The organism is Streptomyces sp. NBC_01591, from assembly GCF_035918155.1.
GTDB lineage: Bacteria > Actinomycetota > Actinomycetes > Streptomycetales > Streptomycetaceae > Streptomyces.
Genome location: NZ_CP109327.1, coordinates 374316 through 390409, shown reverse-complemented (window position 1 = coordinate 390409; position 16094 = coordinate 374316). Strand labels below are relative to the sequence as shown.

The following is a 16094-nucleotide window of genomic DNA, read 5'->3' as shown; positions in this document are numbered from 1 at the left end:
GGTACGCGATAGTCGGGACTCTCGAAGCGATTCGATGGGGCCCTGGCGGTCCTGTGGGAGAGTGCCGGCATGACTGGCATGATCGTGGTCAGCGACTACGACCCCCGATGGGCTGAGCGATTCCAGGATCTGCGGCAGCGACTTGTACCTCACGTCGCGGATCTACCTGTATCCATCGAGCATGTCGGAAGTACGGCCGTGCCCGGATGTGCTGCCAAGCCGATCATCGACCTTGACATTGTGGTGGCCGAGGGGGCGGTCATGCCCGAGCTGATCTCCCTGCTTACCGGGCAGGGTTACCGGCACGAAGGTGATCTGGGGATTCCGGGGCGGGAGGCCTTTCAAGCCCCTTCTGCGGCTCCCGGACATCACCTGTACGGCGTGGTCGCAGGTTCCAAGCCCTACCTTGATCACATCTTGCTCCGTGACTACCTGCGTCAGCGGCCCGATGAAGTCCGGCGCTACAGCGCGTTGAAGTTGGCCCTCGCACAGCGGTTAAACGCCGACAGCGGGGGCAGGCAGGAGTACTCGACGGCGAAGGGCGCTCTGGTGGAGGAACTGCTCGCGAGGTCCTACGCCGCTCGGGCCGCCGGAGAACCGTGATGTGACAGCGGCCGCACGGGTTGGTGATGTTGTGACGCATTACCGGGCCGGCCGTCGAGCGATTCAGCCCGGACGCGGGCCGCGTCATCCTGGATCCCGCCGCCCGCACCATGTACTGGCCCGTACCGTCCGGCATTGTCAGCACCAGAAACCTGCCCGAGTCCACCGACCTCGGAGAAACGAACCACCTCGTCCTCCCGCCACAGAACAAGCAGGCCCCGCCGGCCCGTACTGGCTGATCGCGTCGCGCAGTCCCCTGACCGACGCCGCCGCACTGCAGAAAGTGCAGGAACTGAGAGCAGTTGCCGCGCGGCCCATCAACGTGACAGAACTGGCGATCTGTCAGGTCAAAGGATGGGACTGCGTCCTGTGCGGGGCGCGCCTGGACGCCGACCGCTCACTCGGCATCCATACCGCCGACACGGGCCTGCTCACCGAGCCAACCTAGCTCTGGGCCTGCATGCCGCTGAGCTGAAATCGGTGGAGGTGAGCTTCCCGGCCGTGGCGACCCGGCACCGCGAACCCGAAGACACCATGCGTTCTGTGGGCGTCGCCGGCGGGGTGCATCAGCCTCAGGGAAGGTCGGTGCGGCCCCACCAGGTCGGCTGCACTGGCACTCCGTCCGCATAGCGTTCCACCGGCGGCGTCGAGGGCTGAGGCGGCACCGTGTCCGCAGGATCCGGTTCAACCTCCGGTGGGGCCGCCTCCGCCGACGGCGGGGCAGGTGCGGCGCTGTCGTCCAGCAGCTCCGCCACCGTGAACCGCGTGCTGAAGGACTGCCAGGCGCCGTCGATCACCAGAAGCAAGCCGTCGCCTTCCCGGAAGAGCCGACGGCGCTTCGGACTTCTAGGGTGCTCCGGCCTATGTCTCCGGGCACGCCGCTCCAACTCCACCAGAGCTTCTTCGCGCGTACCCTCCACGTGCGTCAGCACGTACGCCTCCGCGTGCTTGCGCTCCCCGACGCCCACGGTCGTCTCGATGACCAGTCCCCAAATCGCCATGCTCCCGCCCCTCCCGTTCGAATCAAGGGAAAGCCTAAAGCGTGTCGCAGAAGGTTGTGGGGCGGGTATTTCTCCTGTATGGGTGGGGTGTTGCGGGTTGAGCCGTTGCTGAAGGTCGTGCGTGAAACGCAGAAGCGGAGCGGGGCGTATCGGGAGATGCTCTGTGCCGGGCGGCCACCGAGGGTGCCGGACGCGAAGCGTAGGCCGCGATCGGCAGCCCCGAGACGACCGGCCTCTCCCGCCGGGAAGGTCCGCACGACGTCAACGAGCTGCAGAGCCGGCTCGCCGCGATGCGTGAACGGCTCCCCGGACATCGAGCGGATCACCAACCGCACAGTTGCGCGGAGCTCCATCACCGCCGAGCGGTAGTGTCACGGAGCTCCGTGGCACTGCGCAGAAGCACACCACCACGGCGGGCAAACTACAGGCGGAGAAAACGCTGCGCTTGCGCATGGCGACCGAGGCCCGCAGCCGACACGCCCGCGAGTCACAGCAGCGTGCGGCGCACATCAAACAGGCCCGGCAGCGGGCCGCCGAACAGACCCGCGCAACCGCCCGGCGCGCGCAGAACGATTACCAGTTCCAGCTGCTGGCCCGGGGCCGGTCCGGTCGCTCCTGCGGGCGCTGAACCCCCGCGTCAGCGCCCGGTCGGCAGAATGAGCGAGGGCCGGACACCGCAGACGCGGCGTCGAGCCTTGGCGAGTCTTCCGAAACTGCCGGGTAGCCCCAGCCTATTGCTGGGCCGGGCCCCCTCGGAACCGTACGTGCGCCTCTCAACGCATACGGCTCAAGCAGACCGCGCCACTGGTCCGCTGGAGATCTTTCTGGGGCCGTTTGTAGTCCCTCGCATGGTGAATGCGGTGACAATCGGCGTGTACCAGCCGCAGGTTACTACGATCATCGCTGCCGCCGTCGGGGCGGTAGACCAGGTGGTCTTCGTGAAGCCGGTTACGCATGGCTTCGAACCAGTCCACCCGCTCCCTCACGTTGTCTCAGCTGATGTAGAGGTTCGTCGTAGCCAGACCGACATGCCTGGTCACACTCCGATGAAGCTCACTGTTTCTGTCATGTCCGCCCGCCCGGTGCGCAGCCGTGGCACGCCTTCCTTCTCGAATCCCACCGAGACACCGCAGAACAGCACGAGCCCGTCATCGGCCCCAACCATCTGGCTGACGGTCTTGCGATACATCGTCCACATCACCTGGGGGCAGCTGTGCAACCCTTCTGCCCTCAGCAACAGCATGACCGTCTGCAAGTACATTCCCGCGTCCCCCCACTGTCCGGGTCCCATCGTCCGGTCGAGGTAGCAGAACAGTACGACCGGTGCCCCGAACGCCTCCGAGTTCAATGCGGCAATCTTCATGGGCCTGTCAGGGTCGTCGCGCTCAATTCCCAGCGCTTCGTACCGCTGGGCAGCCGCGGCGGAAAAACGGTCCAGATACGGCGAGGCCAGTCCGGCCGGGTACATCGGATACTCCCGCTCATCACCCGGGTCCCCAGCCAGTGCCCTGGCCGTCGCATGCCTCTTCAGTTCGGCCAAGGGCTCGCCGGCCACGACATACACATGCCATGGCTGGAGGTTCCCACTCGACGGAGCCCGCGTTGCTGCAGCCAGCACTCGTTCGAGTATTTCTTTGGATACCGGCTCATCGCTGAACGTCCGCACAGCCCGGCGACTGTCCACAGCTTCGTACACATCCACGTCTTCTCGTCCTCTCGCTCAACGACAACCTCCTCTCTACCGTCTTCAGCACGCACAAGAAGCAACAAGTGATCCGGATCGCACTTCGATCTGCAGCAGTGCCCTGCTTTCATGCATCGGCTGCGCCGAGATCATCCGATCCAGAGCCCTGTTCGATCCCAAGGTCCGTCATCGGTACGAAGACGGCTTCTGGCCGGACAGCCCGATCACCACTGATTCCCGGTAGGCCCCCGGCCAGATCCGGAGGGTCTATCAGGAATGAGGTGTGATTCGTCTGATTGGCCCACAGGTTCTCCGGTGGGCTGATTGGTCTACACCCGTCCGGCGGTGAGGCGGCCGTCGAAGAGGAGGTCGAATTCGTTGAGCGCGCTCTTCCAGCGGTTGTTCCAGCGTTGGCGGCCCCGTCCGGTGGGGTCGAGGGCGAGGGTGGCCAGGTAGAGGCGCTTGAGGGCGGCGGTCTCGTTGGGGAAATGTCCGCAGGCTTGGGCCGCTCGCCGGTAGCGGGCGTTCAGCGACTCGATGGCGTTGGTGGCCGAGGGAGTGTCGTCCGTGCGGAGGGACTCGAGGCGGAGCGGAAGTCCAGTGATGGGCTGATCCTCCTTGGCCGCGACGCGGATTCTCTCCAGAGGACGTGGCTCGCCGCCGCCCCGGCCGGCGTAGCGGGCCTCGGCTTCGACCGCAGCAGCGCGGGCCTGTTCCTGAAGGAGCCGGTGGCTCAGGGCGTTGACGGTCGGCTCGACGGCGTCCGCCCAGTCCTCGACAGTGTCGAGGTCCTCGACGGGCGACAGCGCCCTGGTCCGGCATGCCTCCAGCAGTTCTTGCGCGCTGAGGTAGTGCGGATCTGTCATGAACTTTCCTTCGTGTTCTGTGTCGCATCCGTGCCGGCGAGCACGGCGTAGAGGTCGGACCGACGGGCCCGGAGGTGGAGCGCGTACCCGGCCCCGCCGAGGCCGAGCAGCACCACCGGGCTGAGCAGCGCGGCGTTGATGCAGCCGGTGCGGCCGGTGAGCAGCTCGAAATCGGTGAGCATCAGGTACAGGCCGACGGTGAGGCCGACGGCGGCGAGTGCCGGAGCGGCCTTGACCCGTGCGAAATGGTGCCCGCAGTTGTCCTTCCAGAGGAACCGGATGACCGCGAGCGCGCACAGCACCTGCAGGGCGACGATCCCGGTGACCCCGACGCCGTTCGCCCACAACAGCAGCTGCATGTAGGGGTCGGCGTGGACGAGCGTCGCGAGCACCACGAGGACCACGGAGACCACGGTCATGACGACGCTGGCCACGTGCGCCGAGCTGTGCTTCGTGTGGGTGCGGGCGGGAGCCGACGGGGCAGGAGCCGCTCACGGCCCAGGGCGAACAGGTAGCGGGTGCTGGCGTTGTGGAACGCGATGAGCGCCGCGAAGATGATCGTGACGATGAGGACTTCCATCACGGACTTCGCCGCGTGTCCGACGAACTCGTCGGCGAGGTCGAAGTACATGTTCCCGAAGTCGTCGGAATGGGCCAGGCTCACAAGGCCGTCGGCTCCGAAACCGACGGTCGCGGCCCATGTGGCGAACGTGTAGAAGAGGGCCAGGAAGGCGACGGCCAGGTAGGTCGCGCGAGGGATCGTCCGCTTCGGTTCCCGCGTCTCCCCCGAGTAGATCGCGGTGCCTTCGAATCCGATGAACGCGCCGAGGACGAGCACGAACATCCCGCCGGCGCCGGCGCCGAACACCTGGCCGGGCTGGAAGGCTGGAAGGATCCGGCTGACATACCCTCCGGGCCCCCGGTCACCAGCACGGCCACGACCACGACGATCAGGATGAGGACCTCGGCGGCCATGAACACCCCGAGCACCCGGGCGCCCACGTCGATCTGGCGGCGACCGAGGCACCCGACGACGGGCTGGACGCCGAAATCATGCGCGAGCATCTTGCCCACAGCCGCGGCATCCGGGCGGGACGGGCCGAGATGGCCTCCCGAGTGAGAGGCGTACGCGGGACGCAGGCACTGCGCACGCGCTTGCTCAGCCGGTCGGCGGGGCGGCTACCGCAGGACGAAGCCGGTGCCGAGGTCATCCGCGGGATTGAGTTCGAAGCGGTGCTCGCCGGTCCGGTATGCCTTCCCCGTGACCTCCGCAACGACGGCGGGGTGGCCGTCGACGGCCGTCTCCGCGACGATCCGCGCGTGGAAGCGGGTGCCGACGATCGAGTCGTGGACGAGGATCTGGCCTGGCTTGAGGTGACCGGTCGCTGCGAGCACGGCGACACGGGAGCAGGTGCCGGAGCCGCATGGGGAACGGTCGACCTGGCCGTCGGCGAAGACGGTGACGTTACGCTGGTACGGGTTGCCGTTCTCGTCGGTGCCGAGGTCGTCGTACAGGATGGTGCCGTAGATGCCGCTGAGGCGGTCGTCGACGGGGTGACGGGCGTGCTCGCTGTTGTTCAGCGCCCATTTGACCTCGCGTCCGATCGCGATGAGGTCGGAGTAGTGCTCAGGGGTAACGGCCAGTCCTACGCTGGCTGCGTCCAGATGCGCGTAGATGGCGCCGCCGTAGGCGACATCGACGACGACGTCCCCGCAGGACGTGGCGACGGTGACGCGTTCGGCGAGCCGGTAGCTGGGGACGTTGACGAAGTCGACGCCGGTGACCTGTTCGTCGGCGGTGTGCACGCGCAGGGTGACCCGGCCTGAGGGCACGTCGATAACGACTGTGGTGATGCCGGACCGGTCGCGGGCGACGCGGCCGGTCTGCACGGCCCAGACGGCGAGCGCGATGGAACCGTGGCCGCAGGCTGTTGAGAAGCCGTCCTTGTGCCAGAACAGCACGCCGAAGTGAGCGCCCTCGTCGTCCGGCGGTGTAATGAATCCGCCGTACATGTCGGCGTGTCCGCGGGGTTCGAAGCACAGCAGTTTGCGCAGGTTGTCCACGTCGGGGTTGCCGATGGCGAAGATGCGGCGTTCGGCGACGGTGGCTCCTTCGATGGCGACCGGCGGTTCGGGGACGATGCGAAACGGTTCACCGCCGGTGTGATAGTCGGTGGTGAGTACCTGGTGGATGGTCATGAGGTCCTCCACAGAGCTGGTGAGGGCAGGGTGTGAGGCGGTCAGAACCGGCCGGCGTCGACGAAATCATCCAGTTCGGGATCGCGTGAGGTTAGAGGATCAAGGCGAGCTTGGCGGAGAAGAACCCAGCGAACCTGGTGCCGGTGACAATGCTGTCAGCCAGCGAACCGGGCTATCCACGCCTCGGCCCAGGCTCTCGTGACCGTCCTCGGTGACGACCATTCCAGGTCGTCCTCGATCCGGACGCCGTTGCCGCGCCGCTCTTCGGGCACGGTGAGGTCGTCCGGATGGGCCGGCGTAGCCCCCTCGCCGAGTCGGAGCTCGTGCTCGCTCTGCCCTGCCGGGACGTCCGTGCGCCGACCGACGACCTGGCTGACGCCTCCGGTGCGCCGACCGGGATCGTCCACGCTCTTGACCCGTCGGTGAATCTGCACACCGTGGAGTCCACGGCCTTGCGCAGTTCGACGATCTCCCAGTCCCCCTTGACGAGGCGGAGATCGCTGAGGACCTCTTCGAGTTCGGCGTCACGTTCCTCCTCGGTGGTGACGGCGGCCGCCCAGCGCGGCTCGGGTACCCTCGCTGCCGCCGTTCGGCGGCTCCCGGACGGTATCCCGCACCGCGCCCGCTCGGTGCCCAGGAGCGCCACTGGCACGGATCGGCCACGGTTGGCGGCCGCCTCATCCCGAGCGGTGTGGTGAGCGACGATGCCGGCACGGTGGTCACGTACAGGACTGGCGCGGGCGACCAGCACGCCGCTCACATCGCCCGTCGTGATCCGGCCCGCGCCCTGCGTGAAGTCGAGGCCAAGCGTGGCCTGCTCGAGCGGTACGAGGAGCCGGAGACGGGTGGGGCGCTGTCGGACTCCTTCAACAAGTTCACGGCCGGCATGGAATGCACGGTCCCCCTTGAGGTCTTCCGCCACCTGACCCTGCCCTACGCCGACCACCCCGACTATCGCGAGGACTGGCGGCCGGCAGTCGGACAGCGGCGAACGCGATGACTCCGCCCTCCGGCTGGTGGTCGACTGCTCGCAACTGCTGGAAGAGTTTGTGACCCCTGGTCCGTCCGTCCGGCCTCGGGGGCCGGGCGGCCCGTTCCGCACCGAGGACACCTGAGACGCCCGGCGCGGGGGTGCCGTGGTGTCAGCTGACCTGGAGAGCCAGGTTGCTCGGCCAGTCGGTTGCGGCGGGCGTGAGGCCCTTACGCCGCAGCCAAGGCCCGGCGCCCCTCCATCACGGTAGACAGGTAGAGCAATGCAAAGAAGTGAGCGTCCCGTGTCGGCCGGACCCGGCCAGCACCTCTACTACCAGGTCCGTCTCCACCCGCGTGTAGACCTCGCCCCCGGCCCTCTCTGGCTGGCCAGGCGCCCCGAACGCCGTATCGCGCCGCAGGGCGGCGGTGTCGGTCTGGCCGGCGAACACCAACGGGGCAGCGACGCCCGGGCGCGCGGCTCAGCCCGGCGGACAAGATCGTCCCAGAGAGCAGAGACATCGGGGCACCCGCCAGGTCGCACGCCGCGACGATTACCCGTTCGGCCAGCACCGCTGCCCCGCCCGGCTCGTCGAAGGCGGCATCGCTGCCTACAAGGATCCTTATGTGCCGTGACGGAGTGTCATGGCAAGGTCATGCCCGAAGTAGCAGCGCTGCGCCGACGTGCGGCACCACTCACGAGTCTCTCCCTGGTCTGCCGTTAACGGGGTGTGGTGGCATTGAGCCAGTCGTCGACGGTGACGACGTCCGCCCACTGCGGGAAAAGTTTCTCGGTGAGGAACCGGTGAACCTCGGCGTCGGTGTCCAGGCAGGCGTCGGCGAGGACGGTGAGGTCGAAGTCCAGGTCGTTGGCCTGGCACAGGGTGTGCAGCACCACGGCGCTGGTAGCGATGCCGGTGAGGACGAGGCTGTCGATGCCATGCGCCCTGAGCACCACGTCGAGGTCGCTGCCCGAGAACGCGCTCGCCCGTCTCTTGGTGACCACCACCTCGCCTGGCCGGGGCGCGACATCGGGGTGGATTTCGGTGCCGGGGTCGCCCTCGACATGGAGCCCGGCTCGCGCGACGGCGGTGAGTGCCCTGTTGCGCGAGCCGACTTCCGGAAAGCCCGGGCGTAATGCGATGACCACGTAGATGACAGGAATGTCTGCCGCCCGGGCACCATTGATCGCCCTGCGCAGGCGCGGCAGGTATCCGGAGCCGTCGTCGACAATGTCCACGACGGCTCGCTGGACGTCCATCACGAGAAGGGCGCTGCTCATACGGTCTCCAGGAACGACGTCGGTTCGGCGCTGAAGCGGGCCGGGTTCTCCATGTTCGGGTAGTGCGTGGCGCACCGTGGCAGTGTGCCCGCCGGGGACGAGTTTCGCCAGGCGGCCCTCCTTGGCGAGGTGGTCCGGTGCGTCCAGGCACCGTTGATCGCGCCGCCTCCCGTTTCAGCCCGCGCAGGTGATGGAAGTCGAACTCCTCCAGGGTCTTGCGGGCGGGGAAACGGGCCGCGCGGATGCGGCCTTCTCCGCCGTGGGCCTCTCGGGCGGCGACCTCGCGCTGCAGGCAGGCGGCCAGATACTCCTGATGCGTCCAGGACTCGGCGGTGGCGCGTTCGGCGAGCCGGTCGGCAGCGTCCAGCAGGGCTGGTGCCTTCAACGCACGGCTGAGGATGGCCAGTTCCGCGGCGATGTCCCGGGACGTGGTGGGGCGGGTGGCCATGGCTTCACTCCTCTCCTCCTCCGCCCTCAATCAGATGGAAGACGCGGTCGTAGGCCGGCAGATCCGGCTGTGCGACCTCCACCGCCGCGGCGACGGCCCCGCTCTGGCGGTACTGGCGCCGCATCGCCGTGGCGGCATCGGCGTGGTCCGGGTCGGTCAGCGTCTGGTGGCGGGCCCAGCAGCGCGCGTGCTCGGCGACCAGGCGGCCGTCCAGATGAGCCCGCACCGTTTCGGTGTCCGCCTCGATCCGCACGATCCGTCCGATCGCGGCCGGGTGGACGGAATAGTCACAGGTGTCCAGGCGGATGTAGTGGTCCCGGCCGATCCGCACCGAGGTCTGCCACCAGCGCGGCGGCGCGGTCGGCGGCAGTGGCAGCATCGCGGCCCGGTCGGCCTCCCACCGCTCGGCCGGACGGGCCTCCAGGGTGCGGTGCACCCGTCGGTTGGCGACCTCAAGCCACGCGGCCAGCTGCGTGTTGAAGTCGCCCGGGGAGGTGAACACCCTGCCGGGCACGAACGACGTCTGCAGGTAGCCGTTGGCCCGCTCGACCAGACCCTTGGCCTCCGGGTCGCGGGGCCGGCACAGGATCACCTTGCAGGCCAGCAGCCCGGCCAGGGCAGCGAACTCATGACCGAGCACGACCCGCCCCTCCCGGCGGCGTCCGATGGCCGCCTCGTTGTCCCAGACCAGCGCCCGGGGCACCGCATTCCAACCGAACAGCAGGTCCCAGTGCCCGCTCACAAGATCGGCGGCCTGCCTCGACGGCAGCATCCGCGCGGTGATTACCCGCGAATAGCCGGCCACCATCACCAGCACCGGCGGGCGCCCGGTCTGCCCGAAGCCCAGCGGGATATCCACTGGCGGGAACCACAGATCGCACTGGGCCAGCTCGCCGGGCTGATACGCCGTCCGCGAGACCGGGTCCGCCGGAAGGTAGACCGGCCGCAGTTCCCGCACCCGCCGCTTCAGTACTGACAACGACCGTTCCCATCCGATCCGCTCGGCGATCACCGTGGCGGGCATCCGCGGGTACTCCGCCAGCAACTCGCGGATCGCCGGCTCCACCGCGTCCACGATCGAGCCCTTCGGCGCCCGCCGGTACTTCGGCGGATCGTCGCTGGCCACGGCCCGCCGCACAGTGTTCCGGGCGATCCCCAGATGCCGCGCGATCCCCTTGATCGACATGCCTTCCGCACGGTGGAGCCGCCGGATCTCACCGTACGGTCGCCGCAGGGGTGGCGAGGCTGCTGCGCTCCAGCTGTGCCACGAAGCCCACGATGCCGGTGGCGGTCTGGACCTCCACATCGACGCGACCCGCCTGGAACGGGCGCTGCGCCGACCAGGCGGGATCGGAGAACGCATCCTCCGGCGCCGGGGCCGCACCGGTCGTACGGCGGGCCGAGCAGCTGGCACCCGGCAGCATGGGACGCGGCATCACCCTCAGCGTCCAGGGCACCGGCCGGGGCATGGACGCGATCATCACCTCCACCCGCCCGGCCGGCATCTACGTCATCAACGGCATCCGGCCGCACATCATCAGGCCCCGGAGTGCACGCGCCCTACGTTTCCAGGCGGGCGGGCGGAACCGTGTACGCAGCCGTCGTTCACCATCCCGGAACGACTGCGAACAACTTCCTCGCTCGGGCTCTTCGCGAAGCGCTCTGATTCGGACCCCTGGGTCTCGTCAACGTCTGGTCGTGCTGCTCGTGACCAACGGGGAGCGGTGTCGTTGCCTGGTTGATCTGATCTCTGACCAACCCGGAGCGTGCTTCATGTCTCTTACTACAGCTACCCGGCTTGCCGCAGTGTCCTCTGCTGTGATCGCCGCCGTGTCGGTGTGTCTGGGCGCGGCCTCGGCGGTCGAGGCCGCCGAGCCCGCGCAGGTTCGGGCAGTGGAGCGGAGTGCCGCCCCGGCCGACGACGACCCCGAGGTCTCCGCCCAGTTCGTCCCGCTGGGCAGCCTGCTGTTCTCGGACCGGGCCGTAAAGACCAGCGTGAGCCCGGTGCGATGGGATCGCTGACCGAACGCCTTCACCGCGCCCGGATCGCCGGCATTCGGGCCTACCGGGCGCGCCTGCACCCCGACACGCCCAATCCCGCTGGAATGACGTCCACAGCCTCCCGGGAATCTGTCGCAGAGGCGGGTGACGGTGTGAACGGGTTCGATGTCCTTGCCGCGGTGGTCGGCCTACCTGTGAGCACATGGCGGTACCGGTGGGAGGACGACGAAGTGCGCCACCTGGGGCCGATGGCACAGGACTGGCGGGCCCACCTGGGCCTGGGAGCCGACGACAAGACGATCTGCTGCACCGATGCCAACGGCGTCGTGATCGTGGCGATTCAGGCACTTCACCGGCAACTCACAGACCTTCAGGCTGAGGTCAGGGAACTCCGGGCGCAGAAGATTGAGCCGGCAGCTCACGCACCTGGTGCGGAGACCCCGCGGGGCTGACCATCTCAACCGCTGGGCCTGACTGTGGCTGGGTGCAGCGGTTGCGGATGGATGACGCGTCTGCGACCTCTGCCTGCCCGGCCTGCGCCACCGGGTGCGCTACCTCGCTGACCTCTCCCTGGTGACCCATACCGTCGAAACTCTGCTGCGCCTGTTTCCTGAGTGACGTCCCGGCCGGGCGTCCGCACAGACCCGGTGGGTGTTGTGCTCGGCTCGGGACCAGGCCGCCGAGAACCGCAGCTGACCACCGATGACCTGGACCGCTACCCGGCATACATCCGCTACGTCGGGACCGACGGCTGGTGCCTGGAGCGCGCACCGTCACCGTCAGCTCCGGTGACGACAGCCACGTATTCGACAACCTCGACCTCCAGGGGCTGGGCGAAGCCCGCCGCATCTGGCTGCGCGACGACTATGGGTAAAGGCTCGGGCTGACCCGTACCGTCGGCCGGCCCTCCACCGGCTCCGGCCAGAGCTGCGGCACCACGGCGACGGGCCGACGCCTGGTGTTCGGCAACGTCAACGCAGACAGAAGCGCCGCCAGCGGCAGCGGCGACTTCTGGGTGACCAGGGAGAACGAAGGCCGCTACTCCATCGTCTTCCAGAACCCCTTCACGACGCTGCCCAGCGTCACCTCCAACGTCTGGGGAGACGGCTGGTACGCCCTGAACAGCACCCAGGCCGCCGTCATCGAACCCGGACGGATCGTCATCGTCACCGGCAACAGCGCCGGGCAGCGCAGCAACCGCGGCTTCAGCTTCCAGTTCATCGGATAGCTGCCGAACCGGCTGACCTTCAGTCCGCAGGCCGAACGCGGCTGAACAGCACCAGAAGCTGACCGAGCAGAAGGCCGGCGGCCGCCTCTGCCACCTCCACTCACGGTCCGGACAGCCCCACCCGATGGCCCTGGCCCGCCACGGCCATCCTGGGGGCAAGCCCCGCACCGTACGGCGGAAGCCTCATGGGACCGTTCACCGGGCAGGCAACCCGTCCTTCACGATCCCACTTACCCCTTCCTCGGTCCGGCCCGGCCACCTCGCCGGCCGGACCGAGCCGATTCTCTCCGCCGCCCCCGGGCCTGCTGCCTCAATCCAACCGAGCGCGGGACAACAGTCCGCCGCCTGATGCCGTAGTGGTGAACCGGACGATAAGGCTGGTGGCCCGTATTCCGGAACGGCGGATGTGTGCCGGGTTCGCCGTGGGTGTCAGGTGCACGTGCGGGGTCGATGCCAGCCGGGGGCGGGCCCGTTCCGGCTCCTGCAGAGACCTTCACCACGGCGCGATGTCGGCGGATTCGGCGAGGCGTGTTACGAGATGGCGCGGAGCCGGCCCTGTGGCCGGTGGCGGAGTTGGTCGACGGCCTGGGCGGTTTCCTCGTCCGCAGGGAGGAGGACGACCAGTTGTTGGGCATCCGAGGGGAGTTCGAGCGTCTCACGGATCAGCTGGAGTTGGCAGCCGGACGGGTGGTTGAGCCGGAGGACGCCGCGTTGCGGAACCAGGTGACGGTTCATGCGCCGTGTGAAGTCGGGGCCGGCGAGGGGCGCGAGTTCCGCGGTGAGCCACTCGGTGTTCTCGACGGACGGTCCGAGCCACAGATCGAATGCCTGCTCGTCCGCGATGTCGTCCCAGTCGGCGAAGAACGTCCGGGCGCGGGAGTCGGTAAAGACGAAGCGGGTGAGGTTTGGGTTGTCGCCGTCGAGCAGTCCGGTTCCGCTCGTCACCGACTCGTATCCGCTTGTGTGGGCGAGGACGTCGCCCAGCCGGTTGGTCACCATGGCGATGCCGGGTTCAAGTAGCCGGAGGGTTTTCAGGACGGTCGGACGCACGTCACGGCGCGGTGGTGCGGGCCGGGCGTGAGCGGCGCATTCGCCGCCGGTGATCTTCGCGAGGTAGCGCAGGTGGTTGCGCTCCGAGGGATCGAGACTGAGTGCGTCGGCGAGCGCGTTCATCACCGCCACCGAGGGATTGCGGTCACGGCCCTGTTCCATGCGGGTCAGGTATTCGACGCTGATACCGGCCCGGGTGGCGAGATCCGAGCGCCGCAGCCCCGGTGATCGGCGGCGGCCGCGATCCGGCAGCCCCAGCGAGGCCGGCTGGATGCTGTCACGCTTGGCCCGGATGAAGTCGCCCAGCGGTGTACTCATGCCATGAGGGTAGGACGCTGTCCCGCCTGGAGTGGAGTGCCGAGGGTGGCCCTGCCGGGGCCAGCCTCGGCACGGTCTGGTTGTGGTTACGGAACGGCCCGATCGTGGTGGGCATGGAGAACAAGAACACGCACAAGCTGGTGATCATCGTCGGAAGCGTCCGCGAAGGGCGGTTCGGGCCGGTGGTGGCTTCGTGGGTCGCTGAACAGGCGGGTATACACGGCGGTTTCGACGTGGACGTCGTCGATCTGGCCGAGATCGACATCCCCTTGTCCCTGCCTGCGGCATCGCCGAAGTCCGCCGGCGACGCATATCCTCGTCCGGCCGGGATGGCGGCACTGACGTCGACTCTGGAGGGCGCTGATGCGTTCATCGTGGTCACGCCGGAGTACAACCACAGCTATCCCGCGTCGCTGAAGGCAGCCATCGACTGGCACTTCACCCAGTGGACGGCCAAGCCTGTTGCCTTCGTCAGCTACGGCGGCGCAGCCGGTGGCCGGCACGCGGTGCTGCACCTGGAGAACGTGCTGACCGAATTGCACGCGGTGACGATTCGCGACGGTCTCGCCTTCCCGAACTACTTCACGGCGTGGCAGGACGATCGTCCGCTCGACCCCGGGGTCCCCGGGTACGCCAAGACGATGCTCGATCAGTTGGCCTGGTGGGCGAAGGCGCTCCGGTCAGCTCGCGAGGTTGCTCCCTACCCAGCGTGAGCACAGCTCGCTGCATTGCTGTGAGGTCCTCGTAGCGGAGCTACGAGGACCTCACAGGCGTCCGCCGACTTGAAGCGCGTCGACATGGCCATCATGTGCCTGGACCCCACCAACAAGGGCCAGGACCGCTGGACCATGCGCTGGAGGACCGCACTCAACGCCTTCGACGGCCGCCTCTCCGGAGGCCGCCAGTGAACCCAACCACCCCGATACACCGCTCGTTTGACAGATTCCTTCCCGGCAAATGGCGTACGGCCGTGCATCGTCGGTGCATTCCACTGGTCGAGTGAAACCTGCAGTCATTCTGCCCAGTTGGATCCTCAGCACGCCGCACCCGCCGAGAATCGGGCCTTCGCGGACGATGCTGCCTCGATTACGGAGTCCAGGGTGGATGGAACCTTCTCACTGATCCTGCTTCTCCTCTTCCTCTGGGGTCTGTACTCGCAGCGACTGGCGCGCGTCGAACTCACGGCCCCCGTCGCGTTCGTGCTGCTGGGTCTGCTGCTGGGCGAAGGAATCGGCGTACTGCACCTGGCCCCCTCGCCCGGGACGGTGCGAACACTCGCCGAGGTCACGCTGGCCTGGGTGCTCTTCACCGATGCCGCACGGCTGTCATTCCGGGCCCTGCGCCCGGAGCTCGGTCTGTATGTGCGACTTCTGTTGCTCGGGCTGCCGATGTGTATCGGTCTCGGTACCCTGCTGGCCATGGGCCTCCTCCCCGGGGTGTCGGGCTGGGCTGCGCTGTACGTAGCGGCCGCCCTCGCTCCGACAGACGCCGCGCTCGGTGCCACGATGATGGTCAATCCGGTGGTGCCCGCGAGGATTCGCCGCCTCATCAACGTCGAGAGCGGTCTGAACGACGGTATCGCCACCCCGTTCGTCGTGCTCGCCCTGGCCGGAGTCGCCGCGGCCGGGAGTACGTCGGAAACCCATGCCCCCGGAGGCGCCCTCGTGGAACTCGCCATCGGTCTGGCCTACGGCACGGTGCTCGGGCTGACGGCCGGATGGCTGCTGCGCTCCGCCCTGCGCAGGGGCTGGGCCACCGAGGATGTCGCCGGAGCGGGCGTCCTGGCTTTGGCCCTCCTGAGCTATACCTCAGCCATCGCGATCGGTGGCAACGGCTTCGTCGCCGCTTTTGTCGCCGGTCTGGCCTTCGGATCGACGCACGGCGCTCCACGGCGCGTGCTGTTGTTCGTCGAGCAGTCCGCTTCGCTGTCTTCCGTCCTGGTGTGGCTGCTCTTCGGTGCCGTACTGGTACCGGCCGCCGTCCATCACCTCACCTGGCAGGCGGTGCTCTACGCGGCGCTGAGCCTGACGGTGGTACGCATGGTGCCAGTGGCCCTGTCCTTGGCCGGAAGCGGCCTGGACAGGAAAACCGTCCTGTTCGTGGGCTGGTTCGGCCCACGCGGGCTGGCGTCCGTCATCTTCGGCCTGCTGGCGGTCGAGGAACTGGAACCGTCAGCCTCGCAGACGATCGTCCCGGTGGTCGCCTGCACCGTGCTGCTCAGTGTCTTCGCACACGGCATCGTCTCCGCTCCTCTCGCCCAACGTTACGGAAGAGCGGAAGCCGTCACCGGCCCGCCCCCGGTCGGCCCGACCGTGGATGAACTGCCTATCCGGGGGATGGTGGCAGGCGCCGCCAAGTATCACCGGCACGGCAGGCGAGACGGACATGTATGACCCAGCCGGGCATGCGCGACCGCCCGCAAGCGGCACCTGGTCGTCGACACCA

19 protein-coding genes and 3 pseudogenes are annotated in these 16094 nt (G+C 68.1%); 9 read left to right on the top strand and 13 right to left on the bottom strand.

Going from position 1 to position 16094, the window contains the following annotated elements; genetic code table 11:
• The first annotated feature begins 69 nt into the window (after window positions 1-69).
• The gene (locus tag OG978_RS02035) at window positions 70-603 is read left to right on the top strand and encodes a GrpB family protein (RefSeq protein WP_326763519.1); all 534 of its coding nucleotides are present in this window, start codon (window positions 70-72) and stop codon (window positions 601-603) included.
• A gap of 572 nt (window positions 604-1175) precedes the next feature.
• Here OG978_RS02035 and OG978_RS02030 read toward each other — a convergent pair.
• On the bottom strand, window positions 1176-1604 hold the full coding sequence (locus OG978_RS02030; protein WP_326763518.1) for a hypothetical protein: 429 nt from the start codon (window positions 1602-1604) through the stop codon (window positions 1176-1178).
• Window positions 1605-2049: 445 nt separating this feature from the next.
• Between OG978_RS02030 and OG978_RS02025 the strand changes: the two genes are divergently transcribed.
• Window positions 2050-2232, top strand: coding sequence for a hypothetical protein (locus OG978_RS02025; RefSeq protein WP_326763517.1), 183 nt, complete (start codon window positions 2050-2052; stop codon window positions 2230-2232).
• 145 nt (window positions 2233-2377) lie between these two features.
• Here the strand turns inward: OG978_RS02025 and OG978_RS02020 are convergent, their stop codons facing one another.
• The 7 genes and pseudogenes from OG978_RS02020 to OG978_RS01990 form a co-directional block, all read right to left on the bottom strand.
• Window positions 2378-2560: an HNH endonuclease gene (locus tag OG978_RS02020; protein WP_326769902.1), complete on the bottom strand. Its 183-nt coding sequence runs from the start codon at window positions 2558-2560 to the stop codon at window positions 2378-2380.
• An 80-nt stretch (window positions 2561-2640) separates the two neighbouring features.
• On the bottom strand, window positions 2641-3306 hold the full coding sequence (locus OG978_RS02015; protein WP_326763516.1) for a nitroreductase: 666 nt from the start codon (window positions 3304-3306) through the stop codon (window positions 2641-2643).
• A gap of 311 nt (window positions 3307-3617) precedes the next feature.
• Window positions 3618-3836: pseudogene (locus tag OG978_RS02010) on the bottom strand (transposase); the annotation flags it as partial.
• Window positions 3837-4150: 314 nt separating this feature from the next.
• Entirely contained in the window at window positions 4151-4588 is a 438-nt protein-coding gene (locus OG978_RS02005) for a hypothetical protein (RefSeq protein WP_326763515.1), read from the bottom strand.
• A complete protein-coding gene (locus tag OG978_RS02000) occupies window positions 4570-5181 on the bottom strand; it encodes an APC family permease (protein WP_326763514.1) in 612 nt (203 codons plus the stop codon). The genes OG978_RS02005 and OG978_RS02000 overlap by 19 nt, the downstream gene beginning before the upstream one ends.
• A 152-nt stretch (window positions 5182-5333) precedes the next feature.
• Window positions 5334-6353 (bottom strand): proline racemase family protein, encoded by a 1020-nt coding sequence (locus OG978_RS01995; protein ID WP_326763513.1) that lies wholly within the window; start codon window positions 6351-6353, stop codon window positions 5334-5336.
• Between the two features lie 155 nt (window positions 6354-6508).
• Window positions 6509-6787: a hypothetical protein gene (locus tag OG978_RS01990; protein ID WP_326770311.1), complete on the bottom strand. Its 279-nt coding sequence runs from the start codon at window positions 6785-6787 to the stop codon at window positions 6509-6511.
• Window positions 6788-7047: 260 nt separating this feature from the next.
• Between OG978_RS01990 and OG978_RS01985 the strand changes: the two genes are divergently transcribed.
• Window positions 7048-7353, top strand: a complete 306-nt coding sequence (locus OG978_RS01985; protein ID WP_326763512.1) for a DUF6221 family protein — start codon at window positions 7048-7050, stop codon at window positions 7351-7353.
• Between the two features lie 690 nt (window positions 7354-8043).
• Here OG978_RS01985 and OG978_RS01980 read toward each other — a convergent pair.
• From OG978_RS01980 to OG978_RS01965, 4 genes and pseudogenes are all read right to left on the bottom strand, one after another.
• Window positions 8044-8604, bottom strand: a complete 561-nt coding sequence (locus OG978_RS01980; protein ID WP_326763511.1) for a cysteine hydrolase family protein — start codon at window positions 8602-8604, stop codon at window positions 8044-8046.
• Between the two features lie 181 nt (window positions 8605-8785).
• Window positions 8786-9052: pseudogene (locus tag OG978_RS01975) on the bottom strand (ATP-binding protein); the annotation flags it as partial.
• 4 nt (window positions 9053-9056) lie between these two features.
• Window positions 9057-10286, bottom strand: a complete 1230-nt coding sequence (gene istA, locus OG978_RS01970) for an IS21 family transposase (protein WP_326769901.1) — start codon at window positions 10284-10286, stop codon at window positions 9057-9059.
• Complete coding sequence (locus OG978_RS01965; protein ID WP_326763510.1) at window positions 10267-10488, bottom strand: hypothetical protein; 222 nt, start codon at window positions 10486-10488, stop codon at window positions 10267-10269. Before OG978_RS01965 ends, istA begins: the two co-directional genes overlap by 20 nt.
• A 370-nt stretch (window positions 10489-10858) precedes the next feature.
• Between OG978_RS01965 and OG978_RS01960 the strand changes: the two genes are divergently transcribed.
• The 3 genes from OG978_RS01960 to OG978_RS01950 all read left to right on the top strand — a co-directional run bounded on the left by OG978_RS01960 (window position 10859) and on the right by OG978_RS01950 (window position 12281).
• Window positions 10859-11074, top strand: coding sequence for a hypothetical protein (locus OG978_RS01960; protein ID WP_326763509.1), 216 nt, complete (start codon window positions 10859-10861; stop codon window positions 11072-11074).
• The gene (locus tag OG978_RS01955; protein ID WP_326763508.1) at window positions 11062-11505 is read left to right on the top strand and encodes a tail fiber domain-containing protein; all 444 of its coding nucleotides are present in this window, start codon (window positions 11062-11064) and stop codon (window positions 11503-11505) included. Before OG978_RS01960 ends, OG978_RS01955 begins: the two co-directional genes overlap by 13 nt.
• Before the next feature lie 506 nt (window positions 11506-12011).
• On the top strand, window positions 12012-12281 hold the full coding sequence (locus OG978_RS01950) for a hypothetical protein (protein WP_326763507.1): 270 nt from the start codon (window positions 12012-12014) through the stop codon (window positions 12279-12281).
• A gap of 531 nt (window positions 12282-12812) precedes the next feature.
• Here OG978_RS01950 and OG978_RS01945 read toward each other — a convergent pair.
• Complete coding sequence (locus tag OG978_RS01945; RefSeq protein ID WP_326763506.1) at window positions 12813-13649, bottom strand: helix-turn-helix domain-containing protein; 837 nt, start codon at window positions 13647-13649, stop codon at window positions 12813-12815.
• Window positions 13650-13762: 113 nt separating this feature from the next.
• On the opposite strand from OG978_RS01945, the gene OG978_RS01940 reads away from it, so the two are divergent.
• The 3 genes and pseudogenes from OG978_RS01940 (at window position 13763) to OG978_RS01930 (ending at window position 16042) form a co-directional block, all read left to right on the top strand.
• Window positions 13763-14362, top strand: a complete 600-nt coding sequence (locus OG978_RS01940; RefSeq protein WP_326763505.1) for an NADPH-dependent FMN reductase — start codon at window positions 13763-13765, stop codon at window positions 14360-14362.
• A gap of 63 nt (window positions 14363-14425) precedes the next feature.
• Window positions 14426-14557, top strand: a pseudogene (locus OG978_RS01935) (IS256 family transposase); the annotation flags it as partial.
• Window positions 14558-14749: 192 nt separating this feature from the next.
• Window positions 14750-16042, top strand: coding sequence for a cation:proton antiporter domain-containing protein (locus OG978_RS01930; RefSeq protein WP_326763504.1), 1293 nt, complete (start codon window positions 14750-14752; stop codon window positions 16040-16042).
• Window positions 16043-16094: the final 52 nt, after the last annotated feature.

What these genes read in the sequence shown, in the direction of transcription:
- OG978_RS02035 (WP_326763519.1), top strand. Translation starts at nt 70, where the DNA reads ATGACTGGCATGATCGTGGTCAGCGACTACGACCCCCGATGGGCTGAG.
- OG978_RS02030 (WP_326763518.1), bottom strand. Translation starts at nt 1,604, where the DNA reads ATGGCGATTTGGGGACTGGTCATCGAGACGACCGTGGGCGTCGGGGAG.
- OG978_RS02020 (WP_326769902.1), bottom strand. Translation starts at nt 2,560, where the DNA reads ATGCGTAACCGGCTTCACGAAGACCACCTGGTCTACCGCCCCGACGGC.
- OG978_RS01995 (WP_326763513.1), bottom strand. Translation starts at nt 6,353, where the DNA reads ATGACCATCCACCAGGTACTCACCACCGACTATCACACCGGCGGTGAA.
- OG978_RS01980 (WP_326763511.1), bottom strand. Translation starts at nt 8,604, where the DNA reads ATGAGCAGCGCCCTTCTCGTGATGGACGTCCAGCGAGCCGTCGTGGAC.
- OG978_RS01965 (WP_326763510.1), bottom strand. Translation starts at nt 10,488, where the DNA reads ATGCCGCGTCCCATGCTGCCGGGTGCCAGCTGCTCGGCCCGCCGTACG.
- OG978_RS01955 (WP_326763508.1), top strand. Translation starts at nt 11,062, where the DNA reads ATGGGATCGCTGACCGAACGCCTTCACCGCGCCCGGATCGCCGGCATT.
- OG978_RS01945 (WP_326763506.1), bottom strand. Translation starts at nt 13,649, where the DNA reads ATGAGTACACCGCTGGGCGACTTCATCCGGGCCAAGCGTGACAGCATC.
- OG978_RS01940 (WP_326763505.1), top strand. Translation starts at nt 13,763, where the DNA reads ATGGAGAACAAGAACACGCACAAGCTGGTGATCATCGTCGGAAGCGTC.